This is a genomic window from Candidatus Villigracilis affinis (genome assembly GCF_016705895.1).
GTDB classification, from domain to species: domain Bacteria; phylum Chloroflexota; class Anaerolineae; order Anaerolineales; family Villigracilaceae; genus Villigracilis; species Villigracilis affinis.
The window spans coordinates 56,828-81,663 of the sequence record NZ_JADJKT010000027.1 but is presented as its reverse complement, the minus strand read 5'-3'; the positions used below and the strand labels follow the sequence as shown (position 1 = coordinate 81,663).

The following is a 24,836-nucleotide window of genomic DNA, read 5'->3' as shown; positions in this document are numbered from 1 at the left end:
GCTGATCGTTTACGGAATTGCAGTAATGATCAGATTATCAAATGCGATCTTCAAAGTCTCACCGGGTTTGTACATCGCCAGACTAAAACTGATCTCACCAGCTTCAGTGACCGTAGCATCGGTCACTTCTTTGATTTTCTGTCCATTGACATATAGTGTAAAGGTCGAGTCGTTCACCTCAAGTGAAATCTTATTGACTACACCTGGCTCAAGCGTGATGGCATCATTCGCTTCGTAACTCCAAAACTCGATCACATCCTGATATTTTTTTGTCGGCCAAACTTCGCCCGAGGATGTTCCATCATTGAAGATCGAGAACGAATAGTGCTTGCCACTGAGCCCATCCACTTCGCGAACAGAGAGTGCCAGCAACATATTGCCAGCGCTGGCCGTGCTTTCGAGAATGATCGCATCCATGCTCCACACAAAATCTTTAGCTGAAAAATCTGGAATGGATGTGATCGCAAAAAAGTATTCCTGCTTACCTGTCATTGTTACGACGTATTGGCCATCTGTTATCGTGCTATCAACTTCGCCGTAATCATCGGATGAAAGCCCAACATCCCAGCCATTGTTATTCGAGCTAAAATCATCCTCGAATAGAATTTCTCCAGTAGAAACAGACGGCTCAGCAGTTGATCCATCCACCGCTGTTTGAGCTACAATGTCGCCAGCCTCATCCACCACCAGCCGCGTTCCCGCATCATAAGAGACGCCCATCAACACCAACCCGCCCTCACCGATCTCAATCTCCATTCCTGTTGGGAAGGTCAGCGCTTCGGTGTAGACGCCTATCGCCGAGCCAGTCAACAAAATATCGCCACCGGCGAGTTGGTATCGTCCACTGAGGACTTCCAGCCAGATCGGTTGTTCGAACTTTCCGGGGCCTAATCGGATGACAATGGCTGGTTCCTGTGTAGCAGGGATAGAAGTGGCTGTAGCAGTACTGGCAGGCAGTTCAACGGTCACAATCGCCGTCTCAGATGGTAGTGGAGCGGAAGTAGCCACCACCGTCGGCGTGGTTTGAGAGAAGATGCCGCAGGCTAACAACACAAACATAACAGCGATCAACCCTGTTGAACGAATTACTTTATTCTTTTTCATTTTTCCTCGTTATTCTTTTTTGATACCCCCTTACTCTTGATTCGAGTAGTTGCTTTTTGCAACCACCACTTCGTGAAATATACCACGAACACATAAGACGAGGCTTAGTCTGGTTGCTGTGGGATATCATTTTTTTCTTCCCATTTTCTTCTATCTTCATCATTCCTCCTTCATCCTTCATCCTTTCCCGTTTATAATCCGCCCAACCAACTTTACAGGAGAGAGAGTTCATGCCCAACAAAAAGAAGGGTACGATTGCGCTTCCCCTAGAGAAAGATGAAATTATCAAAGATTACCGTATCGCCTATCAAAGCAGGCAGGTTTCGCTTATCGGCAGGCGCGAGGTTCTGAGCGGCAAGGCAAAGTTCGGCATTTTCGGCGATGGAAAGGAAATCGCCCAGCTCGCCATCGCCAGAGCCTTCCAAAAAGGCGACTGGCGCTCTGGATATTATCGTGATCAAACCTGGATGTTCATGCTTGGCGTAATGAGCATCCAGGAGTTTTTTGCCCAGCTATACGCGCATGGTGATGTCACCTACGACCCCGCCAGCGCAGGCCGCCAGATGAATGCGCATTTCGCCTCGCGCAATTTATATCCAAATGGCACGTGGCGTCCGCAAACGCAGATGTACAACACAGCCTCCGATATTTCGCCCACTGCCGCGCAAATGCCACGCGCTGTTGGGTTTGCATATGCTTCGGTCATCTATCGCAATATCAAAGAGCTGCAAGACCAAAAAGATTTTTCCAACAACGGCAACGAGATCGCCTTTGGCACCATCGGCAATGCCTCCACCTCCGAAGGCATGTTCTGGGAAGCGGTCAATGCCATTGGCGTGTTGAAAGCACCTGCCATCCTCACCATTTACGATGACGGTTATGGCATCTCTGTCCCCAATCAATTTCAAATGGTCAAGGAAAATATCGGTGCTTTGCTCAAAGGCTTCGAGCGCGATCCATTCACGCCGCCCGACAAAGTGCAGAACGGCTACGACCATTACACCGTCCGTGCGTGGGATTATCCCGCTCTCGTCGAAACCTATCTCACCGCCGCCGAGGTAGCCCGTGAATATCATATCCCCTCGCTCGTGCATGTCATTGACGTGACTCAACCGCAGGGACATTCCACATCAGGTAGTCACGAACGCTACAAGACTCCAGAGCGACTCAAATGGGAAGAGGAATTTGACGGACTCAAAAAGATGCGCGCATGGATGATCACGAACCGCGTCATCTCCGCGCCCGAGCTTGATTCTGTTGAAAAGGCAGATTACGCCGCTGTTGAAGGATTCCGCAAAGCCGCATGGGACGCGTATCTCTCGCCCATCACCGAAGAGCGCAATCAAGTACTGGACATTCTCGACGAGATCGCGCCGACTTCGAACCATGTCTACGAGTTGAGACTGATTCGGGATCGGCTGGCCACTCTCCCGTCGTATTCGAGGCGCGATATCCACACGATCGTGCATGAAGCGCTGAGACTGCTCAGGGACGAGTCGCATCCCACGAAGCAAGTCCTCATCCAATGGAAACACGAGAACGATAAAGTGAATCTCGAAAGATACGGTTCACATTTGTATTCGGGCACAGCGTTAAAAGTGGACGAAGTGAAACCTGTGTACGCGGACTCTTCGCCTACCATGTTCGGTTTTGAAGTGGTCAACGCCGCGTTCGATGCCGCGCTGGGGCGTGATCCGCGTTTGATTGCGTTTGGTGAAGACGTTGGCAAACTCGGCGATGTGAATCAGGGTTTCAAGGGGATGCAGGAAAAATACGGCGCGATGCGCGTGACCGATACGGGCATCCGCGAAGCAACGATTTTGGGGCAGGCGATCGGCATGGCAATGCGCGGACTGCGCCCGATTGCCGAAATTCAATATCTTGATTATGTGTTGTACGCCTTGCAGATCATGAGCGACGATCTCGCGTCACTGCACTGGCGCACCGCAGGCGGACAAAAAGCACCCGTTATCGTGCGCACCCGCGGACATCGCCTTGAAGGCGTTTGGCATTCGGGCTCGCCCATGTCTGGAATCTTGAGTCTGGTGCGCGGCATGTATGTGCTGGTTCCACGTGATATGACTCATGCTGCTGGTTTTTACAACACCCTCCTAAAATCTGACGAACCCGCAATCGTTGTTGAAGTACTCAATGGCTACCGTGTGAAGGAACGCCTGCCTAAAAATATCGGCGAGATCACCCTGCCGCTCGGCGTGCCTGAAGTTATCCGCGACGGGAAAGACGTCACCATCGTCACCTACGGCGCGTGCTGTCGTGTAGTGCTTGATGCGGCAGATAAACTCAGCAAGGTCGGCATTGACGTGGAAGTCATCGACGTACAATCGTTGATGCCTTTCGATATCCACGGCGAGATCGTTGAGTCGTTGAAAAAGACCAACCGCATTTTGTTCGTCGATGAAGATGTCCCTGGCGGCACGACTGCCTACATGATGCAGGAAGTCATCGAAAAACAAGGCGGCTATTTCCATTTGGATTCCCCCGCTCGCACTTTATCTGCAAAAGCGCATCGCCCTGCATATGGAAGTGACGGCGATTACTGGTCCAAGCCAAATGCGGAAACAATCTTCGATGCGGTGTATGAAATGATGAATGAAGTTGATCCAACTGCTTATCCAAAATTCGATTAACTACAAAGGGTCACGAAGAAGCACGAAAGAAAACCTTTATGTACTTTGTGACACTGCGTGGTGAAAAGAGGAAACTATGGCGACAAAAGTTTTAGTTCCAAGGCTCGGCGAAGGCGTTGATGAAGTCACCGTTACAAAGTGGCTCAAACAAGTTGGCGATTCCATTAAAGAATTGGAACCATTGCTTGAAGTAAATACAGATAAAGTGGACACCGAAATCCCTGCACCTGCTTCAGGTGTGATCTTGAGAATCGACATGCAGGAAGGTCAGGTCGGGAAGGTTGGAGAATTATTAGCTCTGATCGGGGTGGCGGGCGAAACAGTGGATAGTGTTCAGCCGGCAGTCGGCAGTGTGGAAGGGTCAAAAATCGAAAGCGATTCCCTGAGTTCATCGAAAGGTCAAAAGCCCGAGCCACAACCTGCAACCTTAAACCTTAGACCTTCAACTGATCTTGGCTTCATATCCCCCGTCGTGGCAAAAGTTGCTGCTGAGCACGGAGTGAATTTATCCCAGGTAAAAGGCACAGGCTTGAATGGTCGCATCACGAAGAATGATGTGTTGAATTATGTGGAAAGTGGAAAATCGAAAGCGGGAGGTCAACCTTCCAACCTTCAACCTTCAAACCTGACACCTAACACTGGAACACATGACACCCTAATCAAACACACCACCATGCGCAAATCCATCGCGCACCACATGGTCGAATCAAAGCAGATCTCACCGCATGTATTGACCGTGATGGAAGCGGATATGAGCAAGGTCGCCAAGCACCGCGCCGCGAATAAATCCGCATTTGAGCGCGATGGAGTCAACCTCACCTTCACCGCCTACTTCATGATGGCGATCGTCGCGGGGCTGAAAGCCTACCCGCAAACCAATTCCTCATGGAGCGATGAAGGCTTATTGATCCATAAAAACATCAACTTGGGCATGGCGGTTTCGCTCGGCGAAGAAGGCTTGATCGTCCCCGTCATCAAAGGCGCAGACAATTTGTCCCTGCTGGCGATGGCACGCACGATCAACGATCTGGCAGCACGCGCACGCACAAAGAAACTGCAACCTGATGAAGTTAAAGGCGGCACCTTCACACTGACCAATCACGGCGTGAGCGGGTCGCTCTTCGCCTTCCCCGTCATCAACCAGCCACAGGCGGGCATCCTCGGTGTCGGCGCAATGCAAAAGCGTGTGATCGTCATCGACGATGCCATTGCCATTCGCCCGATGGTATACATGTCCTTCGTCTTCGATCACCGCATCCTCGATGGCGCATCGGCAGATTGGTTCCTGGCCAAGGTCAAAGAGACATTGGAAAACTGGGCATGACAAATTTCGACGAACGCGCAAAAGACTGGGACTCCGATCCCAAAAAAGTGGAACGTGCCCGCACCGTGGCAGACGCCATCCGCAAAGCTATTCCGCTTTCACGCGAGATGACCGCCCTCGAATACGGATGCGGCACAGGCCTGCTGAGCTTTGCTCTTCAGGAGGAACTCGGTCAGATCACACTGGCAGATACATCGCAAGGGATGTTAGATGTGCTTGCCGAAAAGATCTCCACCTCAGGTGTGCGAAATATGAAACCGCTTCGCCTCGACCTGTCAACTGATCCGCTTCCTGACGAACGGTACGCCATTACATATTCTCTGATGACCCTGCACCACATCCATAACACGCAAGACATTCTAAAAAAATTCCACGCCCTGCTTGAGCCTGGCGGGTATCTGCTGGTCGCTGACCTCGATAAAGAGGATGGCTCATTTCACACCGACGGCACAACCGATGTCCACAAAGGCTTCGCAAGGAGTGAATTACAAAAGCAGGTGGAAGCCGCAGGTTTTGAAGAAATTGCTTTTTTCACGGCATACACGATCAAAAAGAAGATCGAGGAAAAGGAAAAGTTCTTTCCCGTTTTTCTGATGTCAGCAAGGAAGCGAAGTGGCCATTAAAATACTGCAGGGCGAGCTGGAAGCCTATTGGGAGCAGGGCATGGAAGGATTGATCCTTTTCAGCTTTATGCCCGAAGGCGGAAAAGGTCTCAACGACCTGATCACTCTGCAAAACGGTCAACTCCTGACGATCTTCAACGCCGATGACAGCATCCTATGGTCAGGCACGATCAGTTTCATCCGCAGGAGCGATTTTTGGGACCGTCACAAACTCGATGCGGATATCTGGTCAAACGAAAAGCAGAAAGGCGTCTCCTACGCCGATTGGATGGATTGGTTCTGGCGCAAGCCGCCGTTGAAAGCAAAACTTGCATTTGAGGAACAGGCATGAGCGAAAAACAAAAAGACAGTCCGAATATCAACAAGAATGTGCATCCGCCCGTTGTCGCAATGATCTTTATCATCGTCGGGCTTTTTCTGGGGCGATTGGTACCCGCACTGGCTGGGATGAACGCAATTCTCAAAAATATCGGACTGGGCATGACCTTCATCGGTTTTCTTTTCGGTGTCGGCGCGTTCATTGAATTTCGCAAGGCACACACAACACTCGACCCGCACGGTTCGGTCAAGACGCTGGTCAAAAGCGGAATTTATCGCATGACTCGCAATCCTATCTACCTTGGCTTCCTCTTCATGGTCATCGGGTTTCCGCTTGCATATGGTTCGCTGTGGGGGTTGGTCGTTTCGCCGTTATTTATGGCAACCCTCTCGCGGCTTGTCATAGAAAAGGAAGAAGCCTATCTGGAGAAAAAATTCAAAGATCAGTACACAGATTACAGGTCCAGAGTGAGGCGCTGGATCTAAATCCCAAAGGCGATTTCATCGCCTTTTTATTTTACCCCTTGATTTAGAACATTTGTTTTAGTAAAATGAATTCAACCAAGGAGAGTGATATGTCCATTCAAACATCTGAAATCCAATTGAACGTGAACGATAAAAAGGTCAAGGCGTATCTTGCCAATGGCGGCGGCGCGGGCATTTTGCTTCTACACGCCTGGTGGGGACTGAAGCCGTTTTTCAAACAAGTCTGCGACCGCCTTGCTGAGCAGGGATTTACCGTTCTCGCGCCTGATCTGCGGGATGGGCAGATTGCGAATACCATTGATGAAGCCAAAGCGTTGATGGAAAAAAGTGATGGCGAATTTACTGGTGCAACAGTGATGACGGCAAAAGATTATTTGCGAGACCTGGTGAAAGGAAATAAGATCGGTGCGGTTGGCTTTTCAATGGGTGCGGCATGGGCATTGATCGCTGCGACTTACAAACCTGAACAGTTTGGAGCAATCGTCCTTTTCTACGGCAACGAAGGCGTGGAGTATGGAAAGGTCACAGCCAAAGTGATGGGACATTACAGCGACAACGATGAATGGGAACCGAACGAATATGTGGACAACACCTTCGCGGAATTCAAAAAAGCAGGTGTGGATGCGACGCTTCACATCTACCCGGGAGTTGCTCATTGGTTCGTTGAGTCTGATCGCCCCGAATACGACCCCGCTGCCGCGCAGTTGGCATGGGAGCGGACGTTCGAGTTCTTGAAGAAAAATTTGTAAAAAATATTTACCACAGAGAGCATGGAGTTCACTGAGAAAAATTTACAGGCTCAAGCCGCCGTCCTCGGCGGCGATTTGTAATGCTTCCTACGCCGAGGACGCGTAGGAAGCACAGATAATATTTACAAAACTCTAACTTCCTCCTGAAATGGAGGAAGTTTCTTTAATAGTACAATGGGGGACGAAATATCATCTTTCTATAATTTACTGGAGTATTCTCTATGGCAGAAAATTTTGACCTCGTTGTGATCGGTGCAGGCCCCGCGGGATATGTCGCCGCCATCCGTGCCGCGCAACTGAAACAGAAAGTTGCAATTGTAGATAAGCAATGGATGGGCGGAGTTTGTTTGAACGTGGGCTGCATTCCATCCAAGTCCCTGCTCAAAAATGCGGAAGTGGCTCACACCCTGCGCGAACGCGGCAAGGAATTTGGCTTCACCTTTGAAAACCTCAAGCTCGATTACAGCGTAGCCGTCAAACGCTCGCGCCAGAATTCAGACCGCCTGACAAAAGGCGTCGGCTTCCTGATGAAGAAGAACAACATCGCTGTCTTCATGGGCGAAGCGAAGTTTAAAACAAAAGACACGCTCAACGTGACCGACAAAGACGGCAAAGTCACTGAGCTTCAGGCGAAGAATATCATCGTTGCCACAGGCGCAAGCGCCATGGTTCCCCCCGTTTGGAAAGTGGACGGTGAGAAGGTCGTCACATACTGGGAAGCGATCCTGCAAACTACACTTCCCAAATCTGTTGTTGTGATCGGCTCAGGCGCCATTGGTGTGGAATTCTCCACCATCTGGAATGCCTACGGTGTGGATGTGACCATTGTCGAAATGCTGCCGCGCATTGTTCCGCTGGAAGATGAAGAAGTTTCCAAGGAACTTGAAAAGGAATTCAAGAAGCGCAAGATCAATATTATGACGGGACACAAAGTCGAGTCTGTCGAAGCCACTGCCACGGGAGTGAAGGTCAAAGTGTCAGCGGAAGGAAAAGAAACAGTACTGGAAGCAGACCAGGCTTTAGTCGCGATCGGTTTCCGTCCCAATTCAAAAAATCTCGGGCTGGAAGAAGTCGGCGTGAAGATCAACGAGCGCGGCTTTGTCGAAGTCAACGAAAAGATGCAAACGAACGTGCCAGGCATTTGGGCGGTCGGTGATGTGACGGGCAAACTCATGCTCGCGCATGTCGGCTCCACGATGGGTATTGTCGCTGCCGAACACATCGGCGGACATGAAACCGTGGTCCTCGATTACGAAATGATGCCGCGCGCCACGTATTCGTATCCGCAGGTTGCTTCATTTGGTATCACCGAAGCGCAGGCAAAGGAACGCGGCTACGAAGTCAAGATCGGGCGCTTCCCCTTCCAGCCGAACGGCAAAGCGTTGGGCATGGGAGACTATGCAGGCTTCGTAAAGATCATCACCGACGCAAAATACGGCGAACTGCTCGGCGCGCACATGATCGGCCCCGAAGTGACCGAACTGCTGCCCGAACTGACCCTCGCCCGCATGATGGAACTGACCGCGCACGAGATCGCGCGCAACGTCCACGCGCACCCCACGCTTTCCGAAGCAATCATGGAAGCGGCACACGGCGCGGATGGAAGTCCGATCCATATTTAATTGGCAAAACTCGTTATGAACTGGGTATAACTCAAAATCAATGTCGGAAATGAGGCATTTCAACGCAAAGTCGCCAAAGTTTTTTCTTTTCTTTGCGCCTCAGCGTCTTGCATTAAGACTTCAAGTTTTCACACCTTCTCAACCACCCAAAAATGAGAAAGCCCCAATCCCTTCAGCGGCGTGGCTTCGAGGAATTGCAAAACCGCGCGCAGGATCTTTCCCAACGAACCGAAGCGCGCGATGATATTGTCATATGCACCGAAGATGACCGTGCGCTCGATGAATTTCACATTCAAGCCATCGAACAAATTTTGCATGTCACTGCGTGAATACACGCGCACATGCGGAGCAAGTTTGTCGCGCAGTACACGCGGCAGGTAATTCACAAAGAGTTTGTTGCCGAAATAATATTTTCCCTTCCAAAATATCCCATGTGTCTCGTAGGGATATCCACGGTTGGGGCAAAAGATGACGATCCGCCCTCCAGGCTTGATTACGCGGATCATCTCGCGGATCGCGGCGCGGTCATCCTGAACGTGTTCGATCACTTCGTGGCTGAGGATCAGGTCAAAAGTCGAAGCAGGAAGCGGGATGAATTCCCCTGCGGCGTTGAATATTTCGTCGGAATTGACTTTCGCATCGGCAGCGCGATCAAAATCATATTCCAGCCCGATCACGCGCCCGCCGAAGGCTGAGAGCTTTTCAACGTACATTCCCACCCCACAGCCATTTTCAAGAATCATGCCGCCCACGCGTTTTTCAGCGGCTTTTACGATCATATCCAGTCGGCGCTGCTGCCCATCACGCCAGACGTAAGAAGGTTCTCCGCGCAGGGCGGCTTTTTCCATATCTCTTTCAGTCATAGTTGACCGATTATATAATACCTGCGACGGGTATACCAACCTGTTCTACTCGGGGATGTATGGTAAAATCGCTTCCGCCTGGAGGGATGGCCGAGCGGCTGAAGGCGCATGTCTTGAAAACATGTTTGGGTCACACCAACGTGGGTTCGAATCCCACTCCCTCCGCCAGGCTATCCGTAGTGACAGCTTTAGCAACTGTCCATGTGCGACTGGCAATAGAATCATAAAGTCGCTACTACAAATTTTTGGGGAGGTGCCAGAGTGGCTGAATGGGCTCGCCTGCTAAGTGAGTGCTGGGTAAAACCAGTCGCGGGTTCGAATCCCGCCCTCCCCGCCACTAAACAAAACACGTTCCAAAAGGGGCGTGTTTTTTGTTTTCCAGTCGCGAGTCCCCATTGAAGGGATGGTATTCGAATCCCGCCCTCCCGCCACATACAAAACGCATCCGCAATGGATGCGTTTTTGTTTTTCATTCGTGAGCCCCATTGTGGGAACCCCCTTGAAAAAAACTTTGCCGCGAATTGCGCGAATTTACGCGGATTCAAAAAACATCGCAGAAGAATCTCAACCTTAGCCGATCTTTCTTTCCAGATCGCTGACATGCTCTGACTCGTGGAGCGCCAAAGACCTTGCCCGCCAGTAGATGGACTCTTTCCGCTTCTTGCCTTCCTCGCGAATTGGTCTTGACCATTGGGCCTCGGTCAGCGCCGAGAGGATTCTCAGCAATACCTTGCGGCGGATTTTGAAATACGCCAGCAATTCGGGGAAATCGAGTAGATCGAATCGCAACAGTTTTCCCCAATCTCGTTCAGAATGGATATCCGCGATGAGTGGTTCATCCACGAGCAAAGCGAGGTAGATGGCTTCCGATGTTCGCGCTTCGCTATTGATCAAATGCGCCAGGTCCTCGGTCAAGGATCGTTCATCCGCTCCCAGCGGCTGGCGGAGTTTTTCAACAGACAACAACTTGCTCAAGGCCTTCAGCTTTTCGGGGGTCTCCCGAAGTAATTCCAAAACCCTGGCAATGTTGGCTGGGGTTAGGTCGGTGGAAATGGTCTTTTGCATATCATTTCCAAACTTGTTTTGCAACTCGCAGAAAATTCCCGCCCAAAATGCCGCTGATCACCTGCTCATTGTGACCTTTTTTATGCAACAGATCTGTGATCTCAGGGAGTTGTTCTGGCTCAACAAAGGCCAGATAATCGTTCATCTTATCGGGTGGAAATACATCGGGGTGGCCTTCGATGTAATCGATCAGTTCTTGTTTATCCACGACATAATCGAGGCCGATGCCAACGTGCTCGGGGCCGACCAGATCCATCACGTATTCGATATGTTGAACCATGATCTCACTGGTGGTTCCGCCGAGAAAATCGCCGATGCCATTGATGGCGATCACGCCGCCTGTTTTGGCGCAGGCCTTGATCTGCTCATCGGTGATATTCCGCGCGTTGTCGCGCAATGCTTTGGGATTGGAATGCGAAAAGATGACAGGTTGTGCCGACACATCGAAAGCCTCCATTGTGGCACGATAGCCCATGTGAGTCACATCCACGACCATGCCCACACGATTCATCTCACGAATCACCTGTTTTCCGAAATCGGTCAGGCCGATGTGACCTTCCATACATCCGCCTGAAGCACGGTTGTCTTTGTTGTAGGCCAAAAGCATTTGACGAACGCCAAGGTCATAATAGAACGAAATAAGATTCAAGTCTCCGCGCAGTGGGTCGGAGCCTTCGAGGTCAAATGCAATTGCGAGTTTGCCAGATGCCTTCGCGCCGATCACATCGTCCACCGCCAGAGCAAGCACGAGGTCGTCAGGATGCGCGGCAATATATTTCCTGAAACAAGCCAGCACTTGAATCACATTCTCGAAGGGATCCATATCCATGCCGATGTTCAGGGAGATGAAATTCACGCCGCTATCTTTATATCGTTTCAATTCACTCAGGTCGGAATTTGGATTGAGCGGAAAGCAGGCATGCGCATCCCACACGAGGGATTGGGAGTGTATCTTTTGAGAGAGATTTGAATTCATGGGGACCAGAAGTTTCCTGTCATCACCAGCAGGCAAAGCAGGGTGACGCTATCTGAATAATAATCTTCGCGGGCTGCATAGACCGAATCATAAACGGCGTTCAACCAATCCTGCTGGGCGGAATCGTTCATGGCGGCTACTCCCAGTGGGGAAACAAAAAAGGATGTGAAGTAATCACTGTTTGGCAGAGGTGTGCCATTCAGGTTGTACCCAGCGCGGAAATTTGCAGGGTTGCCCGATACCGCAGACTCGGCCCAATGTGAGATCTTCAATGCGCTTGTACGCGAAATGGCATCACCGCTCAACAAGGCATCCATGCCCAAACGCCACGGGTCGCGCCCGGCATTGTAGTTGTAGGCGCCGTCGGTATCTGCTTCCAGAAAATTCGCGGGAGCGGGTTCATAGCTGCCGTTTTTTCTCACAATGAAATCAGGCAACAATCCCGTTTGCGGACTGTGATTGGTTTGCAACGCCACGACCACACTTTGACTTTGCGCAACCACATCATCCCAAACTGGATTCCCCGTAGCCTGCCCATACGCGCGGAAATTGGTCAACATGAAATCGGAGGAACGCGGCGTGTATTGGTTGTAGGTTGCGCCATTGGCATCAGTCCAATCGCCGAGCATCGGCAAATGACTGGCGGGGCCAATGGTCGATTCGAGAATACCCGCGATCATCGTTTCCGCTTCGGCTTTGTAATTCACAATTCCCGCGCTGCCCCACTGGGCATCTGCCAACAATAAACCAAAGGCGATATCCGCATCGCCGTCAAAGGCTGAGTCATTGCCATCGGTCTGAGGCACCTTCCAATCCATCAGGCGCGGATCGCCTTCGCTTGGATGCGCACGCGCAAAGGCCCACAACCCGTCAAAGATGGCCTGCGCATCGGGGTCGTAGCCCGCCATGATGGGAACGATCAACATGCCATAGCCCTGTCCTTCGGATACAGTGGCCGAACGGTCAGGTTCATTTTTTCCAAACGCCACACGGAACATCGGAATACCATCAACGTTCACACCTGCTTCGATCAGATAATTCGTCTTCCAGTAATCATAAAAAGCGCGGACGTCGTCATCGAGTTGGGTCTGGGTGCGATGATTGGGGAGAATGCTATTGGGCGCATATTGGACATGCTGCGGAAACGGGCGCAGGGACGTCTGGTCAATGGGCGGGGGAATATAGTCAGCGCCGTGAATGGCGCGCAGGATAAAAACGGACATCTGATCGCGGCTGACGGATGATTCGGGGCAGAACTGCAACGGGTTGGATGAGCAGCCACCGGTGTAACCTTCTGCGTAGAGTTGTCCGATCCAATCGCGTGCCCAGTAATCCGCGGGCACATCGCTAAAGATGTCGCCCGAGGCAGGCGGGATGTACGCACTGCCATATTTGGCGCGGAGGAGAAAAACCGCCATCTGTGCGCGGCTGACATTTGCTTCTGGACAAAATAATTTCGGGGCGCTGCTGCATCCACCTGTGACACCATCGGCGTTCAACTGATTGATCCATGCGCTGGCCCAGTAATCGGCAGGGACATCTTCAAAGATCACTGCGCTGGCTGGCGGAGTGAACGTACTGCCATGAATAACGCGCACGAGAAAGACCGCCATTTGTGCGCGAGTGACCACCGCATCGGGACAATATCGCAAGGGGGCAGCGCTGCATCCACCCGTTACACCTTCGGTATAAAGCTGATTGATCCATGCCACCGCCCAATGGTCCTGTGGAACATCCACAAATTGATTTGGCACAGCAACACGAGAGGCATCGGCTCCCGCCAAAACAGGAGCGGTAATCGAAAGAGAAAGAAGAACGATCAACCCAAAGATAAGCAGTTTTTTCATCACAGGCTCCTCTATTAATAAAAACATGACCTCACCTATTATCGTACATCGAACACTATAAATCAATCTCTTCCTGAGTTGGCGGTTCAAACCAGCTCATCCAAAGATCAAGTTGATCTTCACGCACGGCAAAAGTTCCAGGCGGCAAATTCTCATTGCGTTTTGACAGGCGCGCCCACAACTCATCGCGCTCGACGTTTAGATAGATTAATTTAACGCGAGCACCCAACACCTCGGCCTGTGACCGATACATGGCACGTTCGGCACGTGACCAAAATCCATTTTCCAACACGACATTGACTCCAAGGCTGAGAACTTTTTTGGCGACCTCCCACTGAAGCAATTCGATGGGCGTGCGCAGGCGGTCAAGCTCTGCGAAATCAGTGACATCAATCAAAAGCGGCTCGATCCACTCATCGGGGCACAGGCGCAATGCCGTATGAGAAGACTCGATCTGCTTTGCAAGCGTGGTCTTTCCAGCGCCGGGTAATCCACACATTAAGAAGAGGGTTGCCATTGAAATGACTTCAGTGAAGTTCTCAGGAGCGACAGACTCATTTCGTCAAAATGGTTGGGTCAATGAGGCCAGCGTTCGTCAACAAGGTGTGGATGAAAATAAAAGGCATCGAAACAATGATCGGAAAAATGAATCCCAGAAGATATCGAAGCGGTATGTTCAATTGACGTGTGCCTTGCGACCTCAGCGAGAGGATCGAAGGCATAATGATCGCCATGTAGGTGAACATTGTGGGAAGAATCAGCGCAATCCCAAGGATGGGAATCGCCAGGACATGGACATAAATCTTCTCGGAAAACAATCCAAAGAGTCCCACGAGGGCGAACACTTCGGTCCGCGAGTATGCGTAAAGTTTGAGCAGGATATACCAGCCAACGATGAAGCCAGGCAACAGAAGCAGGTTGTTGAAATAATACGGCGGCACTACAGCAAGCAACTCTCCGATACTTTTCACACTAAGCAGGTGGACAGCGATCCCCGCGATGGTCTCTTCAACAAGGATCATGATGAGGCCCAACCCGACAAAAAGGGGAATTTCTGGCAGGGGGCGATTCTTGAGCCAGAGGCTAAATCGCTCCCGATTCTTCCACAGCAGACCTGAAAATGTCAGCCAGACAGCATAGTAGAAACCACGTGTCGAGGAAGGCTGTCCCCCGAGAAAAGCAACGACGAGGAATGCAACCGACAGAATGAGCAAGACAAGGAGCCGCCTGTCCATAAGCGGCTGCGCGGTGATGGTTTTATCAGTCATAACGATATCCTTCCAAAAAAGATTCCGCCGTGAAAATCAAAATCCACATACGACAGTTTAAGCAAAACAATCGTGTGTGGATTTTACTATGCGTTTTCAGGTTTTGAGATTCGCCGCCCGAAAGACCGCATGGATCTTGATCAGAACCTCGTTATCCTTCGGGGCAGGTTTCTCAACCTCTGCGAGCCGAAGAACTTCAGGGGTCCGTATTCTGTATACACAATTGCTTTCATACCTGCAATTCTCCTTATTAAATCAAAACTGCCAAATCGCTCCTTTCTTTAAGCGGTATGGCAGAAAAGGTTTCAGGAAAATCGATCTACAAAATTTTCAAATGCTTCAAGCCAGCACTTTGCCGAGGAAGGTGAGAAGGGTGTCGTTGAATTGGTCAGGCCGCTGCAACGGGGCGAAGTGACTCACGCCCGAAAGATAAACAAATTCCGCGTTTGGAATATTCCGCGCGAGATATTCGGCATGCTCAAGTTTGATGAACTCATCAAACTCGCTGTGGATGATCGCAACCGGTACATTGATCTGCGCGAGGTCATTGGCCGAGTAATTGGGCTGAGTCCTCTGCATGAGACCCACCGCTTCAGACAACGCCTCAAACTGGTCTGGCGTTTCTGACAGTTGGCCATAGTCCTTTATATGCCTGCCGATACACCGCTGAAGGATCGGGGCGAATTCTTTAATTTCCTTTGCACCGCTGGGATCCATATTACATGCGAAGAAGAAGACTCCTTCCACACGTGCAGGCGCTTGCGCAGCAAGGACCAAGGCAATACATGCGCCATCGCTCCAGCCTGCCAGCGCCGCTTTTTCGATGCCCAATGCATCCATCACGGCCAAAACGTCGGAGGCCATCAGTTCATAAGTATATGGACGGTCGTCACGGGTGCTGCGGCCGTGTCCGCGGCTGTCAATGACAACGGTGCGATAGCCATTCCCAACCAGCGTAGGGACTTGATATCCCCAATTCCCGCTGTGGCCGAGGCCGCCGTGCAAAAGTATCACGGTTGGACCAACCCCATAGTCGGCGTACCAGATGCGGGCGCCGTCATGATCGATGTGTCCTCGATTTCCAAAATCTGGCAACGGCGCGGCACCTTCCGCTTCAAATTTGCCGAGATCGTCGTCGTAGTCTTCCATTGCTACTCCTTGCATGAGTTTATTTAGCGTATGCCGTTGGCTAATTCTTCCAAAGCCATTTTGATCTCGGGTTTGATAACTGCAAGTTTTGAATGTGCCATTTCCTGCAGGGAATATTTTTTCGCGAGTTTCTGTACGACCAGATAACTCAGATAGTAACCACTGCGCGGTGGAATCTCATCACTGCCGTTGTTTCCAAAAAAGAATTTGCCATAGTCGTCCCTGCTGGTTGAATCAAGCACTTCGAGAAGTTTACTGGCAAGCGTTGAGAGCATCGCTTCCGAGCGCTGCGGCATTTCCTTTGGAAGCCCGAACAGATTCACGCCTTCGACATCTGGGTTCAACGATTTCGCCACGAATTGGGCGAGCCCTTCCTGCCAGATGGCGGCGGCAACATCGTCACTATCATCTTCCAGAAATTGGGAATGGTAGATGTGAAAAATCTCGTGATGAAAAAAGGGCTGCAGATCTAGGTCATCACCGTAAACCCAGGCCATTGTATCCAAGCCGAACAACAGGGCAATATTTCCATTAACCGTGCGTGTTGCCCCATCGAAGCCGAGGAGCGAATTCATAAAATAGACCGACCCTGTATAGTTGAAGTCAGGAAAAACTTTTCGGAATTTTGCTTCGTACTGGGCCATGTCACGTGCTATCGAAGCGGATATTCGCTGCATGGTGCTGACCTGCTGAGCCGTGCTCCGCTCATGGCAAAGCAGGTAACGCTCGGTAAGCGCCTCATCGTAGGGGTTTGTTTGGATCAAGGCCGATGACCCTGGCAGCATATGCTTCGGGGTGTTTATCCACCACCATTTTTTGAACAGGGCCGCCTGTTCCGAAACATTTGCATCCTTGCTTTTGGCATGGAATTCCCAGAAGTCTGGCATCAAATCCATGATCTGATAGGTTGATTCTTTTTCGGGCATTTTATTCTCTCCAATAAAAATATATTTATTAAACCTTATCAATAATAAGCCAAAACATATTTCAGGATGCTAACAAACGGCTTGCGCCCGTGGACACGAACAGAAAAACTCAAAGCCACGCCCCTCTCCAAATACGGCCTGTGCACATTAACCCCCAGATTGAATTTCAATGCTGTATTTGAAAACAGTGTCCGAAGGACGGGGTGGTCAGTCCATGCTTTGTTAGCCTGCCTTATCAATTTTCTTTCTCATTTTCCGACTTGAATTTTGATAACCAAGCCTTTCATAAAAATAAATCGCATTCCTGTTAAATTCATAGACATTTAGCTCCATGAATTCTGCATCTTTTGTCATTGCCCACTCCTGCGCTTTTTCCATCAACAATTTACCGATCCCGTGCTTCTGGAATTCTGATTTTACGGCGATCCCGTCGATGACTGCATAATGGTGAGGAACAATGACAGGAAAGGCGGGTGTATCTCGGACAAGGACATGAACAAACCCTACAAGTTTCTCATCCATCTCTACGACAAAAAGTCCGATACTCTCATCGGCAATCAGCTCCAGATAATAATTTTTTTCTCGAGCAGGGCCATTTGGCTTTTGGAAAATATGGGGCAGGTTAACACGATGTAAAGCATCTACTTCATTGAAGAGTTCACATAAATCGTCATAATCATTTGCTGTTGCTTTACGAATGTGCGTTTCCATGACCTATTTTTATTTTCTTTCGCTGTTCTTTAAGAATATGTATCCTCAACAGGTTAACCGTACCTACTTGATGTTAAGAACAGCGCGAATACTCATCAACTTTCGGTTGTGATTGCGCCTGCACGCTCGTAATTCACGACAATGACACCATTTGGGGTCACTGTGCTCTCAGTCACCTTGAATGCCGCTGGGATCGTGCCATCGGCAAACAACCGCTTTCCACCGCCCAGCGTGATCGGATATATCATCAACCAGAACGTATCGACCAAATCATGCTTGATAAGCGTCTGAATGAGATTGCCACTTCCCCAAACATGCAAATCGGGCCCTTGCTGCTGCTTGATCTTGGCGACTTTTTCTGCAATATCTCCGCTTAAAAACACGGACGGCTGCCATTCGCTAGACGTGATGGTATTTGAGGCGACATATTTGGTCGCTGTGTTCGCGCCAGGCCATGCGTCTGCATGTTGCGGCCAATAGGGCTCCCAAATTTCAAAGGTTTTGCGCCCTACCAACAGGTCGAACGGCATGTTCATCTGCTTTCTCAGGGCTGTTCCACCAATTTCATCGGCATAGGGCGCTATCCATCCGCCATACGCGAAGCCGCCGCTGGTATCTTCCTCTGGCCCGCCTGGACCTTGTATGACACCATCAAGGGAGATATGTTCAAGCACAATAATTTTTCTCATGACTGAGTTCCTCCAACATCCGAATTACTATGTGATTGCCTCGTTCTAAAGTAAGTAAACGACGAAGCAGAGTTTAGAACACTTGTTCCGAACCGTCAAGAGTATATGTCGAAGCACGATGAAGCCAGTCAACGGGCCGCACCCATGATCTGCCGCCGTGGCAGGAGTGGACTCTGCCTGGAAGCAGAAAAAACTCGAAGCCAAATCTCTCTCCAAATACGGTCTGTGCATTTAAGTCCCTTCTCGAATTTCAATGCTGTATTTGGGGATTGCGAAGCAGTCCGAAAGACGGCTGGGGGCAGTTTCTATTTATTCAAACGAACATCGTCTATCTTGAATTCAAATAAAATCAAATTAGACTCTGAAAAATCAGATTTAAGGCGAGAAAATATTGCCTGCTCAACCTCATTTCTTTTTGTCAAAGCGATTTCGCTGGAAGTATATTGACTTGCAACTTCTTCGATAATTTTTATGGATTGCGGTATTACAAACCCATCTTGATACCTATGCTGCCACACCTGATAGAGCTTGACAACTTGTTCAGGGTTTATAGAATAAGTAATCTGATAGTCTACAAATATTTCTGCACTCTCTTTGGCGTGAAAGGTAACAAGGTCCGGGCCGCAGCCACAATTTGTTGAAGATGATATATATTTTTCTTTGGAGAAATTGAAAATTTCAAGTTTATCAAGTGGACTAACGAAGTGATTCCCTGGAGTTAAGGGAATTTCGCTGATTCCGTTTGGCGCATTAGGAGATAATACAACTGCAACCTCATCTGACTGTATTGTGATGAACAATGAACGTGCGTAAATTCCCAGCGGGAATAAAATCAGAACAACGGAACTCAAAAATAACACAATACAACCAATGACAAATCTTTTTTCTGAAAACTTGCTTTGGGGCTCGGTGGTTTCTGCCATATTGTTGAATCCGACAGGAAGATTATAAGTCTCAAATGTTGAGTTAATTTAAGAAGGAACTACCCAACCGTTTACGCCCGTGGACCTTACCTCCATGCTCATCGTGTAATCTCGCTGGCATATTTTGCTGACCATGCTGGTCACTCAACTATTTTCCAGAAAGAATCCTTGCGGATGACCTTCCCCTGAGCAAACTCAAGCAGATCAACCCCTCGCACTTCGATGTGTTGTCCTGACGTAGATGTGCCAGTCAGCGTCCATTCCGACACACCGAAATCGCCACAGATCCAGTGTCGATCGTCTCCATAATGTACATCTGGTATCCCTTCAAATCGTTTTGCCAACCCTGCCCGCACCTCCTGTTTCCCGACATACCAATCGCCACGAGGCTTGACGCCTTTTGGCATGTAGAAGACGCAATTATCTGCGAAATAGTCCATAATAGAATCTAGGTCGTGACGATTGAATGCTTCCAGGAATCCCTTCAACAATTCAACGTTTACTTGCTCGGACATTGTGAACCTCCATTGTGTGGATACCTGATTGAAAAAGATTGAAGCAGCTACGGATTGCGTTACTAGTGCCGTGGCAGGTGTGGATTCTGTTTGAGAACAAAAAGAAACAAACTCGAACCAGTGTCTCGACAAGCTCAACAACCAAAAAATGCTTGTAAATGCGGCAGAATCCCCAGAGTCCAATATACGCCGCACGCCTTATTGGGTGACACGCTGAAACGGTCACTCATTTTACTTTGCCTTGTTTCTAAACATTTCTATCTGAGCGTAATGCACCTTCTCATCCTTGAGTTCAGCTTGCAGGAGGCGGGCTATGGTAACTTTATAGCCTTTGAACCTCACTCCATAATCTTGTTCGAGCTCTTCAGCGGGAATGATCTGAATTGAGTCTATGAGTTTTTGGTGGTAAGCTTGCATTGCCGATAAAAGCTCTACCATGTTTTCACGTTTATATTTCGAAACGAGACGAGCATTGTAAGTTTGCCAGTCACGATCTTTATATGCATAGAATTCTGGGAGTTTGCCTGCCCGGATGGCTTTCACTGCTTTGCGGTTTGCCTCAAGCCATCCTATCAAGTGGGCTAATAAATCTTTGATGGACCAAATACCCAAAAAGACCTGATCATGCTCAGTTGGTGAAAAAGACGAAGTTATGTCAATGATTTTTCTGCGAGTCTCGATCAAGTCCGCAACAAGCTCATCTCTCTTCAGCTGCGCTTTAATAACAGTTGATGGCCTCTTTGATTTCTTAGCTGCAACAGGTGTGTTTTTCATCTTATGCCATCCATATCTTATGCGCCCGTGAACTCTCGGCCTGGGAGCAGAGAAAGCCCAAAGCCAGAAGAATGCTTGTAAATCGCGCAGACTTGCATTAAGCTTGCGAAAGGTCTCAGTGCATGCATTGTTAGGCAACCTGCCTGCTTACCAAAACGATAGTTAAAAAAGACATCGGTGCCAACATGCCCAACTGTTACACACAACTTAATTTTTGGAAACATCAGCCATGTCAAAAATGGGATCTACTTTTTGTCCTGACTCTTCATCTTTTTCACAGATGTAATCACCAATTCTTTCAAAACTTTCTTATCTACGTCATCTAACTTCTTGATATATAAACAGCCTACGCTGGTTTTATATTTCCCAAGTTTTTCGAGTAACTCTTTTTCTGAGTCAAATCCGCCCATCAGATACAAAGTCAAATTTTGCTTGCGCGGCGAGAAGCCAGTTAACATCCAATCACCTTCGCGTCCGCTTTTGCCAATGTAGTGATAACTTCCAAATCCGACAATACTCGCGCCCCACATTTTCGGCTTGGCTTTCGTAACACTCTCCATCATCCTGGAAATCTCAAAGCAATCTTTTCGAATCTGCTCATTTTCAATTGAATTGAGAAAGTCTTTCACGCTCGCATTGTTGACTTTTGTTTTTAGTTCGGACATTTTGCCTCCAGTAAAAAAAACAGATCATCAAAATCTAAAACGGTGTTATCTTTTCAATTTTACGACAAAACGAAACTTGCGATTCGTTGATTCTTTTGCTCTTGGTTGCCTAACGGTTTGCGTTACTGGCGCTGGGGCAGGTGTGGACTCTGCTCGGAAGCAGAAAAAGCCCGAAGCAAAATCCCTCTCCAAACACAGCCTATGCACATTAAGTCCCAGCTCGAATTTCAATGCTGTATTTTGGGAGGGTGTCCAAAGGAAGGTTGGGACTAGTCTATGCTTTGTCAGGCGCTTTTGCTTTTCAGTAGTTACCCTTTTAATTTATACACGATTTCTAAGTTGTTTCGTAAAAAAATACCGCTGATGTCCAGCAGGGAAATCTTTTAGCTCACCGAAAACCTTGTAACCATGTTGTTTATAAAAATCTGGTGCTTGAAAACTGAATGTGTCTAAATACACATTCTTTATGCCGCATTTTCGCGCTTCATCTTCAGCCATCTCCAAAAGACGATGCCCATATCCACGACCGCGAAGCTCTTCTTTTACAAACAATAAATCGATATAAAGCCAATCCCAATAAGTTTTGCCAATCAAGCCGCCTACAGTCTTTTTATCAGGCGCACGAAGGACAAAGCACAGTTGTTTGCTCTGCGTATCTCCCGCTATCTGTATGTTGTAATTATGAATGCCCCATCCGACAACATCCCACACAGAATCATCAGGCTTATCCAAGGAGATGATATTGTATTCTTTATCCATATTAACCCTTTCGTGACAAATTTTGATTCGTCAGGTTGTATGACAATAAGTTCTGCAAGAATTTTCTACAAACCTTCTTGGATGCGGCGGGCTAACCATTTGCACCCGTGGACTCTGCTTAGGAGCAGAGAAAACTCGAAGCCAGAAAAATGTCTGAAAACGCACAGACTCCCACCAGTCGGGTGCACGCTTTGTTGGGTAACCACAAACTTGCCAGAACATTGGCTATTAAAAAGGTGCAAAACCTTACTGACAAACTTGCATCGTGACGACTTCGCGAACGATAAGCATGATGTCATTTCCTTATTATTTGTGAATATTTTTATAGTGCAATTCGACAACGCCTGAGCGAAACATTTTTGATCCGATAAGTTCCAATGTAAGATTCTTGCCCGATTTGAACAATCGGGGACCTTTTCCTGCAACAATCGGTTGAACGAGAAAACGATACTCATCGATCAGACCAGACTGAGCGAGTTGCGATGCAATGTTCAACCCGCCAATGGAAATATTTTTGCCTGGCTGTTGTTTTAGTTTCACGATCTCTTCTTGAAGGCTTGAGCGCAGAAGCGTTGTGTTGTTCCACTCCACGCTCTTCAATGTTGTTGAAAAGACGATCTTCGGCATCGAATCGAACGTGCGGGCAAATTCGTTGGTCGCTTTTGATTCCGATTGATTCATTGCGACATCGTGCCAGTACGGATACATCAGATGATAAGTGTTGCGCCCGAAAATTTCAATGTCTGAATCCTGCAGGAGCCCAGTAAAGTACTCGTGAAGTTCGTCGTCGGCGACTACCGATTCATGTCCGCAGCAGCCGTCAACGGTGATATTGATGGCAAAGACAACGTTTCTCATTTTTTGTTTTCTCCTTGTTATGGCACATCTAGAAATTCCTCAATCATCACAACAATCATTTTGGGAAGAATTCTCGGAACGAAACGACAATAGTAATAAGGAGATTACTGCTATTGAAATTCATGAAGTGGTTGCCCGCGCTGGGGCGGGACGGCTTCGCCGTCCAGCCAGAAAAATGCTAAGGCGTAGAAAACTGCCTGGGATGTGCGTGCGCCCTACGGGCAATCCACAGCGTTAGGTGCACGCTTTGTTAGGCGCGTTCACTGAACGCATATAAAGCAAGGCAGAAATACCTATTTTTCAGCCTTCCATAATATTTGGTTGATATGCCCGTCTTGCGACTTTATATTCTCATATGACCTTTGCATGATTTGTTCGAGGATTGGCAACTCCACATCGCCAAGATGCTTGATATAAACACAGTACCCAGTAGTAGTATGCCTACCTAACTTAGCCAGCAATTCGGAGTAACGTGCTGTGCCGTCCATCATGTAGACGGTTATCTTGCCTTTTCTTGGATAAAAGCCAATGATAAAACTGTCACCTTCACGCCCACTGTCGTACTTGTAATGATAGGAGTCAAATCCAATCGTACCTACGTTCCATAACTTAGGCTTACTTCCACTAATTCCTTGCATCATTTCAACAAGTACCTTGCTATCTTTTAGGGTTTGCTTATCAAGTGAAGCAATAAACTCTTTAACCGAAGTGGTGTTTTGCGTAGACTTGCTTTTAGATGAAAGGATTGTTTTTGTCATGGGTATTCTCCTTCGTGAGATTGTAGAACTTATGTTCTATCCCGTCAAGAAGGAAATAAAACTAGATTCCGAATCTACGAAGCAGCCAACGGCTTGCGTTACCTGCGCTGGGGCGGGGACGGCAAAGCCGTCCAGCCAGAAAAATGAAAAGGCGTAGAAAACTGCCTTAGATTTGCGCACACCCTACGGGCAGTCCCCAACGTCAGGCGCACGCTTTGTTAGCCCACTTTTTGCTCACCAGATTCTCGGAACAGCACAACACGCTGCTCTGTTCCCTTGGCTTTATACATAGCTATATCCGCATTTTTGAAAAGAATTTCGGACGTATCTCCATCTGCGGGATATATGGCAATGCCGATACTGGCTCTTATGGAAAGAACGGTCCCCTGAAACTCGAAGGCTTCGGCAACCCGATTGATCATCTTCTCGGCAAGCTGAGTCACGTCAGCTTCCTGTTTAACTTCCAACAACAGGCATACAAATTCATCGCCTCCCCAGCGGCTGACTATGTCTTCATCGCGCACAAAAGACTTTAAACGGTTTGCCACCATCAGCAGCACCTGGTCTCCCAGATCATGGCCATAAGAGTCGTTAATGCTCTTGAATTTGTCGATGTCAATAAATAGGACAGCGAGTCCCCAACCGTGCCGTTTTGCCTGGCTCAACCCGTGGCCGAGACCCTGTTCAAATGACAAGCGGTTCGGAAGACCCGTGAGCGCATCCTGAAGCGCACTTTGTTGGGCTTCTTCTGTTTTTACCTGGGCTTTTGATAAATCGTCGCGTACTTCCGCCAGGTCAGTCTTTGTATCAGCGAGTTCGGATTCGATGACTATTCGCTCAGCCATTTCTTCGGCGAGTTTGACGTTAACCAGCTTTAAATCGTCTGCGGCTTTTGCAACCTTCTGTTCGACATCTTCATTTTGAGTGATAGCCTGTTTCATGATCTGAGCAGGGATATTTTCCTGCTTTAGAACTTCATTTACCGATGTGAGTTCACTGGCAGCCTTCTTGACAGTTTGTTTAATTTTCTCGTTTTTCTTAAGCACGTGTCCAAGCGACGCTTTTTTGTTGGATTTGTCTTTTTTTATAGCTTTTGATTTCATAAGTAGCTCTCTTTGCATAGGGCGGGCTAACGGTTTGTATTACCTGCGCTGGCGTGGACTCCGCTTGGAAGCAGGAAAAACTCGAAGCGAGGAAAATGCTCGATGCGAAGTGT

At 48.7% G+C, this 24,836-nt stretch carries 26 protein-coding genes and 2 tRNA genes; 9 read left to right on the top strand and 19 right to left on the bottom strand.

The features are described from left to right. Positions 1–9: 9 nt before the first annotated feature. A complete protein-coding gene (locus IPI86_RS12870) occupies positions 10–1,104 on the bottom strand; it encodes a hypothetical protein (protein ID WP_345298411.1) in 1,095 nt (364 codons plus the stop codon). 230 nt (positions 1,105–1,334) lie between these two features. Between IPI86_RS12870 and IPI86_RS12865 the strand changes: the two genes are divergently transcribed. The 7 genes from IPI86_RS12865 (at position 1,335) to lpdA (ending at position 8,874) form a co-directional block, all read left to right on the top strand. Beyond that, a complete protein-coding gene (locus IPI86_RS12865) occupies positions 1,335–3,752 on the top strand; it encodes a transketolase C-terminal domain-containing protein (RefSeq protein WP_345298410.1) in 2,418 nt (805 codons plus the stop codon). A 76-nt stretch (positions 3,753–3,828) separates the two neighbouring features. Beyond that, entirely contained in the window at positions 3,829–5,076 is a 1,248-nt protein-coding gene (locus tag IPI86_RS12860; RefSeq protein ID WP_345298409.1) for a dihydrolipoamide acetyltransferase family protein, read from the top strand. Next, a complete protein-coding gene (locus IPI86_RS12855; RefSeq protein ID WP_345298408.1) occupies positions 5,073–5,699 on the top strand; it encodes a class I SAM-dependent methyltransferase in 627 nt (208 codons plus the stop codon). The genes IPI86_RS12860 and IPI86_RS12855 overlap by 4 nt, the downstream gene beginning before the upstream one ends. Further along, positions 5,689–6,030 (top strand): hypothetical protein, encoded by a 342-nt coding sequence (locus IPI86_RS12850; protein WP_345298407.1) that lies wholly within the window; start codon positions 5,689–5,691, stop codon positions 6,028–6,030. The genes IPI86_RS12855 and IPI86_RS12850 overlap by 11 nt, the downstream gene beginning before the upstream one ends. After that, positions 6,027–6,503 carry an isoprenylcysteine carboxylmethyltransferase family protein gene (locus tag IPI86_RS12845; protein WP_345298406.1) on the top strand — a complete coding sequence of 159 codons (477 nt, stop codon included), beginning with the start codon at positions 6,027–6,029 and terminating at the stop codon, positions 6,501–6,503. Before IPI86_RS12850 ends, IPI86_RS12845 begins: the two co-directional genes overlap by 4 nt. A gap of 89 nt (positions 6,504–6,592) precedes the next feature. Then, positions 6,593–7,252 carry a dienelactone hydrolase family protein gene (locus tag IPI86_RS12840; RefSeq protein WP_345298405.1) on the top strand — a complete coding sequence of 220 codons (660 nt, stop codon included), beginning with the start codon at positions 6,593–6,595 and terminating at the stop codon, positions 7,250–7,252. A 221-nt stretch (positions 7,253–7,473) separates the two neighbouring features. Then, entirely contained in the window at positions 7,474–8,874 is a 1,401-nt protein-coding gene (gene lpdA, locus IPI86_RS12835) for a dihydrolipoyl dehydrogenase (RefSeq protein ID WP_345298404.1), read from the top strand. A 128-nt stretch (positions 8,875–9,002) separates the two neighbouring features. Here the strand turns inward: lpdA and IPI86_RS12830 are convergent, their stop codons facing one another. Continuing rightward, positions 9,003–9,737, bottom strand: coding sequence for a class I SAM-dependent methyltransferase (locus tag IPI86_RS12830; RefSeq protein WP_345298403.1), 735 nt, complete (start codon positions 9,735–9,737; stop codon positions 9,003–9,005). An 80-nt stretch (positions 9,738–9,817) separates the two neighbouring features. On the opposite strand from IPI86_RS12830, the gene IPI86_RS12825 reads away from it, so the two are divergent. Next, a tRNA-Ser gene (locus tag IPI86_RS12825) sits at positions 9,818–9,905 on the top strand. A 79-nt stretch (positions 9,906–9,984) separates the two neighbouring features. Beyond that, positions 9,985–10,074, top strand: a tRNA-Ser gene (locus IPI86_RS12820). 233 nt (positions 10,075–10,307) lie between these two features. Here the strand turns inward: IPI86_RS12820 and IPI86_RS12815 are convergent. The 17 genes from IPI86_RS12815 to IPI86_RS12735 form a co-directional block, all read right to left on the bottom strand. Then, positions 10,308–10,802 carry a DinB family protein gene (locus IPI86_RS12815; protein WP_345298402.1) on the bottom strand — a complete coding sequence of 165 codons (495 nt, stop codon included), beginning with the start codon at positions 10,800–10,802 and terminating at the stop codon, positions 10,308–10,310. Position 10,803: 1 nt separating this feature from the next. Continuing rightward, positions 10,804–11,778, bottom strand: coding sequence for a membrane dipeptidase (locus IPI86_RS12810; protein ID WP_345298401.1), 975 nt, complete (start codon positions 11,776–11,778; stop codon positions 10,804–10,806). Beyond that, positions 11,775–13,625, bottom strand: coding sequence for a glycosyl hydrolase family 8 (locus IPI86_RS12805; RefSeq protein ID WP_345298400.1), 1,851 nt, complete (start codon positions 13,623–13,625; stop codon positions 11,775–11,777). Before IPI86_RS12805 ends, IPI86_RS12810 begins: the two co-directional genes overlap by 4 nt. Before the next feature lie 55 nt (positions 13,626–13,680). After that, positions 13,681–14,142, bottom strand: a complete 462-nt coding sequence (locus IPI86_RS12800) for an ATP-binding protein (RefSeq protein ID WP_345298399.1) — start codon at positions 14,140–14,142, stop codon at positions 13,681–13,683. A 37-nt stretch (positions 14,143–14,179) separates the two neighbouring features. Continuing rightward, entirely contained in the window at positions 14,180–14,893 is a 714-nt protein-coding gene (locus IPI86_RS12795) for a hypothetical protein (RefSeq protein ID WP_345298398.1), read from the bottom strand. A 339-nt stretch (positions 14,894–15,232) separates the two neighbouring features. Then, positions 15,233–16,042, bottom strand: coding sequence for an alpha/beta hydrolase (locus IPI86_RS12790; protein WP_345298397.1), 810 nt, complete (start codon positions 16,040–16,042; stop codon positions 15,233–15,235). Between the two features lie 23 nt (positions 16,043–16,065). Next, the gene (locus IPI86_RS12785; RefSeq protein ID WP_345298396.1) at positions 16,066–16,968 is read right to left on the bottom strand and encodes a DUF2268 domain-containing putative Zn-dependent protease; all 903 of its coding nucleotides are present in this window, start codon (positions 16,966–16,968) and stop codon (positions 16,066–16,068) included. Positions 16,969–17,190: 222 nt separating this feature from the next. Beyond that, a complete protein-coding gene (locus IPI86_RS12780; RefSeq protein ID WP_345298395.1) occupies positions 17,191–17,679 on the bottom strand; it encodes a GNAT family N-acetyltransferase in 489 nt (162 codons plus the stop codon). 95 nt (positions 17,680–17,774) lie between these two features. Then, positions 17,775–18,368: a dihydrofolate reductase family protein gene (locus IPI86_RS12775; protein ID WP_345298394.1), complete on the bottom strand. Its 594-nt coding sequence runs from the start codon at positions 18,366–18,368 to the stop codon at positions 17,775–17,777. A gap of 305 nt (positions 18,369–18,673) precedes the next feature. Continuing rightward, entirely contained in the window at positions 18,674–19,291 is a 618-nt protein-coding gene (locus IPI86_RS12770) for an SPFH domain-containing protein (RefSeq protein ID WP_345298393.1), read from the bottom strand. Between the two features lie 140 nt (positions 19,292–19,431). Further along, positions 19,432–19,806, bottom strand: coding sequence for a nuclear transport factor 2 family protein (locus tag IPI86_RS12765; protein WP_345298392.1), 375 nt, complete (start codon positions 19,804–19,806; stop codon positions 19,432–19,434). A 231-nt stretch (positions 19,807–20,037) separates the two neighbouring features. Beyond that, positions 20,038–20,580 carry a ClbS/DfsB family four-helix bundle protein gene (locus IPI86_RS12760; RefSeq protein WP_345298391.1) on the bottom strand — a complete coding sequence of 181 codons (543 nt, stop codon included), beginning with the start codon at positions 20,578–20,580 and terminating at the stop codon, positions 20,038–20,040. Between the two features lie 245 nt (positions 20,581–20,825). After that, a complete protein-coding gene (locus IPI86_RS12755) occupies positions 20,826–21,245 on the bottom strand; it encodes a DUF1801 domain-containing protein (RefSeq protein ID WP_345298390.1) in 420 nt (139 codons plus the stop codon). A 321-nt stretch (positions 21,246–21,566) separates the two neighbouring features. Beyond that, positions 21,567–22,004: a GNAT family N-acetyltransferase gene (locus IPI86_RS12750; RefSeq protein ID WP_345298389.1), complete on the bottom strand. Its 438-nt coding sequence runs from the start codon at positions 22,002–22,004 to the stop codon at positions 21,567–21,569. 306 nt (positions 22,005–22,310) lie between these two features. Then, entirely contained in the window at positions 22,311–22,862 is a 552-nt protein-coding gene (locus tag IPI86_RS12745; RefSeq protein WP_345298388.1) for a dihydrofolate reductase family protein, read from the bottom strand. A gap of 293 nt (positions 22,863–23,155) precedes the next feature. Further along, positions 23,156–23,620, bottom strand: coding sequence for a DUF1801 domain-containing protein (locus IPI86_RS12740; RefSeq protein ID WP_345298387.1), 465 nt, complete (start codon positions 23,618–23,620; stop codon positions 23,156–23,158). 218 nt (positions 23,621–23,838) lie between these two features. Beyond that, entirely contained in the window at positions 23,839–24,723 is an 885-nt protein-coding gene (locus IPI86_RS12735; RefSeq protein WP_345298386.1) for a GGDEF domain-containing protein, read from the bottom strand. Positions 24,724–24,836 lie beyond the last annotated feature (113 nt).

What these genes read in the sequence shown, in the direction of transcription:
- IPI86_RS12765 (WP_345298392.1), bottom strand. Translation starts at nt 19,806, where the DNA reads ATGTCCGAGCAAGTAAACGTTGAATTGTTGAAGGGATTCCTGGAAGCA.
- IPI86_RS12815 (WP_345298402.1), bottom strand. Translation starts at nt 10,802, where the DNA reads ATGCAAAAGACCATTTCCACCGACCTAACCCCAGCCAACATTGCCAGG.
- IPI86_RS12790 (WP_345298397.1), bottom strand. Translation starts at nt 16,042, where the DNA reads ATGGAAGACTACGACGACGATCTCGGCAAATTTGAAGCGGAAGGTGCC.
- IPI86_RS12785 (WP_345298396.1), bottom strand. Translation starts at nt 16,968, where the DNA reads ATGCCCGAAAAAGAATCAACCTATCAGATCATGGATTTGATGCCAGAC.
- IPI86_RS12810 (WP_345298401.1), bottom strand. Translation starts at nt 11,778, where the DNA reads ATGAATTCAAATCTCTCTCAAAAGATACACTCCCAATCCCTCGTGTGG.
- IPI86_RS12775 (WP_345298394.1), bottom strand. Translation starts at nt 18,368, where the DNA reads ATGAGAAAAATTATTGTGCTTGAACATATCTCCCTTGATGGTGTCATA.
- IPI86_RS12735 (WP_345298386.1), bottom strand. Translation starts at nt 24,723, where the DNA reads ATGAAATCAAAAGCTATAAAAAAAGACAAATCCAACAAAAAAGCGTCG.
- IPI86_RS12745 (WP_345298388.1), bottom strand. Translation starts at nt 22,862, where the DNA reads ATGAGAAACGTTGTCTTTGCCATCAATATCACCGTTGACGGCTGCTGC.
- IPI86_RS12750 (WP_345298389.1), bottom strand. Translation starts at nt 22,004, where the DNA reads ATGGATAAAGAATACAATATCATCTCCTTGGATAAGCCTGATGATTCT.
- IPI86_RS12805 (WP_345298400.1), bottom strand. Translation starts at nt 13,625, where the DNA reads ATGAAAAAACTGCTTATCTTTGGGTTGATCGTTCTTCTTTCTCTTTCG.
- IPI86_RS12840 (WP_345298405.1), top strand. Translation starts at nt 6,593, where the DNA reads ATGTCCATTCAAACATCTGAAATCCAATTGAACGTGAACGATAAAAAG.
- IPI86_RS12870 (WP_345298411.1), bottom strand. Translation starts at nt 1,104, where the DNA reads ATGAAAAAGAATAAAGTAATTCGTTCAACAGGGTTGATCGCTGTTATG.
- IPI86_RS12830 (WP_345298403.1), bottom strand. Translation starts at nt 9,737, where the DNA reads ATGACTGAAAGAGATATGGAAAAAGCCGCCCTGCGCGGAGAACCTTCT.
- IPI86_RS12860 (WP_345298409.1), top strand. Translation starts at nt 3,829, where the DNA reads ATGGCGACAAAAGTTTTAGTTCCAAGGCTCGGCGAAGGCGTTGATGAA.
- IPI86_RS12740 (WP_345298387.1), bottom strand. Translation starts at nt 23,620, where the DNA reads ATGACAAAAACAATCCTTTCATCTAAAAGCAAGTCTACGCAAAACACC.
- IPI86_RS12855 (WP_345298408.1), top strand. Translation starts at nt 5,073, where the DNA reads ATGACAAATTTCGACGAACGCGCAAAAGACTGGGACTCCGATCCCAAA.
- IPI86_RS12755 (WP_345298390.1), bottom strand. Translation starts at nt 21,245, where the DNA reads ATGTCCGAACTAAAAACAAAAGTCAACAATGCGAGCGTGAAAGACTTT.
- IPI86_RS12795 (WP_345298398.1), bottom strand. Translation starts at nt 14,893, where the DNA reads ATGACTGATAAAACCATCACCGCGCAGCCGCTTATGGACAGGCGGCTC.
- lpdA (WP_345298404.1), top strand. Translation starts at nt 7,474, where the DNA reads ATGGCAGAAAATTTTGACCTCGTTGTGATCGGTGCAGGCCCCGCGGGA.
- IPI86_RS12780 (WP_345298395.1), bottom strand. Translation starts at nt 17,679, where the DNA reads ATGGAAACGCACATTCGTAAAGCAACAGCAAATGATTATGACGATTTA.
- IPI86_RS12760 (WP_345298391.1), bottom strand. Translation starts at nt 20,580, where the DNA reads ATGAAAAACACACCTGTTGCAGCTAAGAAATCAAAGAGGCCATCAACT.
- IPI86_RS12800 (WP_345298399.1), bottom strand. Translation starts at nt 14,142, where the DNA reads ATGGCAACCCTCTTCTTAATGTGTGGATTACCCGGCGCTGGAAAGACC.
- IPI86_RS12770 (WP_345298393.1), bottom strand. Translation starts at nt 19,291, where the DNA reads ATGGCAGAAACCACCGAGCCCCAAAGCAAGTTTTCAGAAAAAAGATTT.
- IPI86_RS12845 (WP_345298406.1), top strand. Translation starts at nt 6,027, where the DNA reads ATGAGCGAAAAACAAAAAGACAGTCCGAATATCAACAAGAATGTGCAT.
- IPI86_RS12865 (WP_345298410.1), top strand. Translation starts at nt 1,335, where the DNA reads ATGCCCAACAAAAAGAAGGGTACGATTGCGCTTCCCCTAGAGAAAGAT.